Origin of the sequence: Kitasatospora sp. MY 5-36, from assembly GCF_001182915.1 — a bacterium.
Classification (GTDB): domain Bacteria; phylum Actinomycetota; class Actinomycetes; order Streptomycetales; family Streptomycetaceae; genus Kitasatospora.
Genome location: NZ_LFVW01000645.1, coordinates 1 through 6,247 on the forward strand (window position 1 = coordinate 1; position 6,247 = coordinate 6,247).

6 protein-coding genes are annotated in these 6,247 nt (G+C 73.7%); 1 reads left to right on the forward strand and 5 read right to left on the reverse strand.

Annotated elements, in window-relative coordinates; all coding sequences use genetic code 11:
* The 3 genes from AE652_RS32550 to AE652_RS32560 form a co-directional block, all read right to left on the reverse strand.
* On the reverse strand, positions 1-347 hold a 347-nt coding region (locus AE652_RS32550; protein ID WP_049658143.1), incomplete at its 3' end, for a TetR family transcriptional regulator.
* 155 nt (positions 348-502) lie between these two features.
* Complete coding sequence (locus AE652_RS32555) at positions 503-1,402, reverse strand: AfsR/SARP family transcriptional regulator (RefSeq protein ID WP_082346123.1); 900 nt, start codon at positions 1,400-1,402, stop codon at positions 503-505.
* 314 nt (positions 1,403-1,716) lie between these two features.
* Positions 1,717-2,460, reverse strand: coding sequence for a ScbR family autoregulator-binding transcription factor (locus AE652_RS32560; RefSeq protein ID WP_063780342.1), 744 nt, complete (start codon positions 2,458-2,460; stop codon positions 1,717-1,719).
* Positions 2,461-2,800: 340 nt separating this feature from the next.
* On the opposite strand from AE652_RS32560, the gene AE652_RS32565 reads away from it, so the two are divergent.
* Positions 2,801-3,673, forward strand: coding sequence for a glycosyltransferase family 2 protein (locus AE652_RS32565; RefSeq protein ID WP_049658139.1), 873 nt, complete (start codon positions 2,801-2,803; stop codon positions 3,671-3,673).
* 173 nt (positions 3,674-3,846) lie between these two features.
* On the opposite strand, the gene AE652_RS48635 is transcribed toward AE652_RS32565, so the two are convergent.
* Positions 3,847-4,338: a hypothetical protein gene (locus tag AE652_RS48635; RefSeq protein ID WP_234348626.1), complete on the reverse strand. Its 492-nt coding sequence runs from the start codon at positions 4,336-4,338 to the stop codon at positions 3,847-3,849.
* Positions 4,339-4,531: 193 nt separating this feature from the next.
* Positions 4,532-6,247: DEAD/DEAH box helicase (locus AE652_RS32575; RefSeq protein WP_049658141.1), on the reverse strand; the 1,716-nt coding region annotated here is incomplete at its 5' end.

Sequence of the window (6,247 nt, forward strand, 5' to 3'; positions counted from 1 at the left end):
ACCTGCCAGCCGCCGTCCTCACGGCCCAGGCGGAAGGCCGCCCGGATCACCGGGTCCGTCCCGAGGGCCTCGACCAGCCAGTAGCCCGCGTCGATCAGCCCCTGGAGCGGGGACGACGCGGCGCGCAGCTCCGCGCAGGCCGACCGCAGCGAGCGTTCGGCCTGCGCGGACACCGCTCTGGCCAGCTCCTCCTTGGAGGCGAAGTGGAAGTACAGCGCCCCCTTCGTCACCCCGGCGGCCGCGGCGATCTCGCCGAGGGTGGCACCGGCGTAGCCGCGGCGGTCGAACAGTGCCGCCCCCGCCTCCACCAGCCGCCCGCGCGTCCGTTCCGACCTCTCCTGGACCACCCGTCCCACAACCCCTCACAACGACAAGCAGGTTCCGACCAGACCGCGGCCGCCCCACGACGGACGCCGCGGCCTCCGACGGCCGTCCGCGGCCGGTGCCGCCGATGCGACACCGACCGGGACGGCCCGGCCCACGACCCGGACAACCGGCCGGTTCAGCCGGCCCGGCTGAACCGGGCCGCCGCCTCCGGCCCGGCGGCCGCACCGGCGGCCACACCGGCGGGCTCGCGCTCCGCCGCACGCTCCGACCCGCGCTCCAACCCGCGCTCGGACACACGCTCGGGACCGGCGAGCAGGATGGAGCGCTGGAGCCGCCGCAGTCCGACCGAGGGCTCCATGCCCAACTCCCTTACCAGGGTGTTCCGCAGGCGCTGGTAGGCCTCCAACGCCTCGCCCCGGCGGCCGGAGCGGTGCAGCGCGACCATGTACTGGCCGTGCAGGCTCTCGTGGGTGCGGTAGCGGTCGACCAGGACGGTGAGTTCGGCGAGCAGCACCCGGTGCCGGCCGAGGCGCAGGTCGGCCTCGATCCGCTGGTCCAGCGCGCAGAGCCGGGTCTCCTCCAACCGCCTGACCTCGACGGCGAGTTGGCCGCCGACCGGGACGTCCGCGAAGGCCGGCCCGCGCCACAGCGCGAGCGCCTCGCCGAGCAGCCGGGCCGCCCCCGGGTAGTCCTCGCCGTCCATCGCCCGGTAGCCGGTGCCGGCCAGGCGCTCGAACTCCCGGAGGTCCGTCAGTCCGCCGCCGCTGTTGAGCATGTAGCCGCCCGGCGAGGTCACCAGGACATCCTTGGCGCAGGACACCCCCCGCGCCGTACCGGCCGTCGCGAGCGCCCGGTCGATGAGGTCGCGCAGCTGGAGCACGTACGTCTGCACGGTGGTGCGCGCACTGCGCGGCGGACGGCCGGACCACAGCTCGTCGGCCAGCACCCCGGCCGACACCACCTGGTCCGCCCGCAGCGCCAGCAGTCCCAGCACCTGCCGCGGCTTCGGCGCCGACGGCACCACCGATATCCCGCACACCCGGACGTCCAGCGCCCCGAGCACCCGAATTTCCACGATGACCACCCCAATCACACGGAACGCCGCAGCCTCCACGGCCACGGCCGGCACCCGGGTCGACACCCTGGGTCAACTGCTACCAGTGAAAAACAGGACGCGCGGTTTGTCAATACAAAACCGAACGTGCTGTTTGTTTTGCGCGGACGTTGCGGCCCGCCACCCTCGGCAGTGCCACCGCCGCGCCGTGTGACCGAGCCCGGGCAAAACAAAGGCGGCGCCGGACCCCCGTGGTCCCGTCGCCGCCGATTCGCCCGCCCCCGCCGCCCTCGCCCACCCGGATTCCCGCAGGTGGGTCGGGCGGTGAGCCGCCGTCAGCCCACCCCGACCTCCGTCTGCACCTCGGCGCGCACGGCGCCGCCCGCACCATCCGGACCGCCGTCGAGGTCTCCGCCCTCCGAGTCGCCCTCCGCCGCCGCACGGGCCGCCGCCGCCTCGGCCACCACCTGGGCACCGCGGTTCGGCCCCATCTGCAGCGAGCCGAGCACGCCCGGCACCGCGATGCTCGGCATCAGGTGCTGGTACAGCGCGGACACCCGCAGCTCCAGGTCGGCCCGGCCGCAGAGCTTCTGGGACTGGATCTGCACCCCCGTCCACGCGGCGACGAGCAGCCACGCGGTGTCCGCCGGCACGACGTGCGGGAGCAGCTCGCCGCGCTCGCCGGCCGCGACCAGCAGCGCCTCGAACCGGCTGATCCAGCCGGGGATGGCACCGCCGCCCAGATCGTCGAAGAGGTCCTGCCCGAGCGACAGCCGGGCACCCGCGCTGAGCAGCGGGTCACGCGGCATCAGGTACGCCACCACCATCCCGGTGTCCACGAACTCCTGGAGCTTGCAGCTCCGTTCGGGAACTCCGTCCTGGACGAACTGCTCCTCCACCACGCCCTGCGCCAGATCGCGCTTCGAGGCGAAATGGAAATACACCGCACCGCGCGTCACACCGGCCCGGGAGACCACCTCGCCGATGGTCGCGCCCTCGTACCCGAACTCGTCGAAGACCGAGGCCGCCGCCTCCAGGATCAGCCGACGTGTCCGGAGCGCCCGTTCCTGCCGTACCACCGAAACCACCCCGCCCTGAGCTCCCGGAAAACAAAACCAAACACCCCGTATCTTAGCTTCGCCCCACCCACGACCGACAAGACGATGCCGAGGAATCCCGCCAACCACTCCCCCTCCCCACACCCCGTCAGGCCCCACCGCCCCGTGGGTGACCGCACGCCTCGGCCGCCCCGGTGGATCGGCCTCCGGCGCACCGCCTCCCGCACCCGAAAAACCGAACGAACGGTTTCTTCCAGGCGTTCGCCTCCGTACCAACATTCGCTCCCATCCGTACGTGACCTCCGAGCCGGGCCGGTCGTTGCACCGGATCTGCGGGATTCCTCGACGGAAGCGGGTGCGGATGGGCCTCAGGCTGGGCGTGGTGGTACTGACGATGGGCGACCGGCCCCGGGAGCTGGGCGCGCTCCTCGACTCGGTGGCCGCCCAGGAGGGCGAGGCCGCCCGGGTCGTGGTGATCGGGCAGGGCGTGCGGCTGCCGCCGCTCCCGGACTGGGTCGACGCGGTGGAACTGCCGGAAAACCTCGGCATCCCCGGCGGCCGCAACCTCGGCGCCCGGCGACTGCGCGAACTCGGCGGCGTGGACGTGGTGGTGAACCTGGACGACGACGGCCTGCTCCCCCGCACCGACACCTTCCGGCTGGTCCGGGAGGCCTTCGAGCGGGAGCGGCTCCTCGGCGTCGTCGGCTTCCGGGTCGCCGACGGGACGGGGCACACCCAGCGCCGCCACCTCCCGCGCCCGGGCTCCTCCGGTGCCCTGCGCTCCGGCGAGGTGACCACCTTCCTGGGCGGCGGCCACGCGATCCGGATGAGCGCCATCGACCGGGTCGGCGGCTTCCCCTCGCGGTTCTTCTACGCCCACGAGGAGACGGACTTCGCCTGGCGCGTCCTCGACGCCGGCTGGTCGATCCGCTACCGGGCCGACCTCCTGCTCCAACACCCCCGGACCGAGCCCGCCCGACACGCCGCCTACTACCGGCTGACGGCCCGCGACCGCGTCTGGCCGGCCAAACGCCGACTGCCCGCCGTCCTGGTCCCGCCGTACCTCGCCTCCTGGTCGGTATACACCCTCTCCCGCCGCCCGCCCGCCGCCGGACTGCGCGCCTGGTACTCCGGCTTCCTGGAGGGCGTCCGCACCCCGTGCCCACCCCGCCGCCCGATGCGCTGGGCCACGGTCTGGCGGATGACCCGGCTGGGGCGGCCCCCGGTGTTCTGACACCCGGGCGCGGGGGCCACCCCGGCCGCACCTGGGCGCCGGTGAGGACACGTGAGAAGTCGAACCGGCCGACTTCTCGTGCAACACCCTCAGGACACCCGGTCGCCACAGCCTCAACCGCCGGCTTTGACGGCCTGGCAGGAGGCTTCGCCTGCCACCGTCCGGCCGCTCGGCTACCAGTGCCGATCGCGCCATTCCGCCTCGGGGATGCGACCCTCAGAGACATCACAACAGCGTTCTGCCCAGGACTGGGCGACCAGCACCGGCCGGCTCAGTACGACGTCTCCGGCGCGCTGGGCGCGAAGGACGACTCCCAGCGCCTCCGAGCCCGGATCCCCGTACTGGCCGTATCGCAGGTCGTAGCCGCGGGTGGCCGTGTACTCGACGAAGTCTGCTTCGAGTTCGGACGGCACGCGGCCGACCAGCGACAGTGCGTCCAGTGTGATCTGCGGACCGCGTAGCGCGTTGACGACTATGCAGACCAGGCGTTCGGCGTCGTAGTAGACCGTGAGGACCGAATTGTTCGAGGAGTGCGGGAGGAAGAAGTCGTCGCTCAGCACCTGGCCGTAGTGACTCGCGCTCCCCGCGGGGGGCTCCAGGAAGCCGTCGAGCGCCTCCACCACGTCCTCGTACACCATGCCGAACCGCAGCGGGCCTACACCCACGAGCGGATCCAGACTCCACTGAATCCGGTCGCACTCCGCGACGACCGTCCTGGCGTCAAGCACTCTCCACGCTCCCATCATCGGACCGCCGCTCACCGTACGCGGGGCCTCAGCCCGGACCTGACCACACCTGAGAAGTCGGACCGGCCGACTTCTCGTGCCAACACCATCAGAACGCCCCGTGCCCGCATGCTCAGCCGGCGGGGCCGTCGAGGGGCCAGGTGGCGCGGTCGTGGACGTGGTCGTAGGCGGGGACTTCGGCGGCCAGGACGTCGAAGTGGAGCAGCGGGGCCCACAGGGCGCGGTCGCCGATGACGTAGAGGCGGCGTTTGGCGCGGCTGGCGGCGACGTTCAGGAGGTGTGGGGTGCCGGCGGCCCAGTTGCGGGCGCCGGGGCGGCCCGCGCCGAGGAGCAGGATCACGACGTCGGCCTCCTTGCCCTGGGCCTTGTGGACGGTGGCGCAGCGCTCGTCGAGCAGTTCGGCCGTCCAGCCGGGGAGCGTGCGGCAGGTTTCGCGGGCTTCGGCGACGAGGGCGCGGAAGGGGGCGATGATCCGCAGGCGTTCCACGGTGACGCCGTGGTGGTCGAGGCGGCCCAGGAGGAAGGTGAGGGCGCGGCGGTCGCGTTCGCCCCAGGGGGCGTCGGCGGGGCGGTCGGGGTCGGGGGTGTCGAGCCAGCGGCTGGGGAGGAGGCCGTCGTGGTCGGGGTCGGGGAAGGGCTGGGGGTGGGTGCCGTGGACCATGAGGCCGCCGTACGCGACCTCGTTGCTGACGGTGAACATGGGCTCCTCGCAGCGGCGGTGGACGCGCAGCGGTGAGCCGACCCAGACGGTGTCCTCCTCCGCGCCGGTGGGCGCGGGCAGGTAGGTGCCGTAGCGGTTGACGCGGTCGGCGACGGCCTGGGCGGAGGTCGCCGAGGGCAGCCATTCCTCGTCGACGCCGTACGCGAGCAGGAGTCGGCGCTGCAGGGCGGTCGGCATGGTGACGACGGGTTCGAGCTGGAGCGGGTCGCCGACGAGGACGGCGCGGCGGGCCCGCCAGAGGGCGCCGACGGCGGCCTGCGGGGTTGCCTGGCCGGCCTCGTCGACGAGGATCCAGCCGATGGAGCCCTGGCCGAGGCGGGCGAACATGCTGCCGATGGAGGAGAAGGTGGTGGAGACGACGGGGACGAGAAGGAAGAGGGTCTGCCAGGCGTGTAGGACCTGCTCCTCGGGGACGGGCCCGCTGTTGCCGGCCATGAGCTCCACCAGGACCTGGAGGTTGCCGCGGATCCGCTTCGCGGTGTTGGCGACGAGGGCGCGGTGCAGGTCGAGGGCGCGCAGGAACAGGTCGCTGCGGGCGGTGCTCCAGGCCTCGTCGGCCCAGGGGGCGCCGAGTTCCTGCTCGTGGTCGGGGAGCCGCGGCCAGTCGAGGGGCAGGGACGGGAGGTCGGCGGCGGCCGCGCGCAGGGCCCGGTGGGCGGCGTCGAGTTCGGCGGTGGCGCCCTCCAGTTCGCGCCGGGCGGCCCACGCCTCCTGCCGGGCCCGCTCGGCGTCCGTACGGGCCGTGGACTCCGCGGCTCGGGCGGCGGCCTCCTGGGCGCGGGCGCGGCCGGCGGCCGCCTCGGCTTCGGTGACGGCCGAGGTGGAGCGGGTATTCAGGTCGGCCGCGGCGTCCTCGGCCTGGGCGCAGCGGGCGATGTGGGCGTGGGCGGCCTCCAACACGGTGCGCTGCTGGACGAGTTGGGCGAGGAGTTCGCCCCGGCTCTGTTCGCGGTGCTGCTCGGCGGCCTCGCGTTCGGCGCCGCTCCGGAGCAGTCGGCGCAGCCCGGCCCGCAGGCCCGGCTGGGCGCCGGGCGGCTCGTCGTGCAGGGCCGTCAGCACGTCGACCTGCCGGCGGTGCCCGTCGGCGTGTTCGCGGGCGGCGGCCAG

Excerpts from the sequence above, each read along its gene's own strand:
- AE652_RS32565 (WP_049658139.1), top strand. The coding sequence starts at position 2,801 with ATGGGCCTCAGGCTGGGCGTGGTGGTACTGACGATGGGCGACCGGCCC.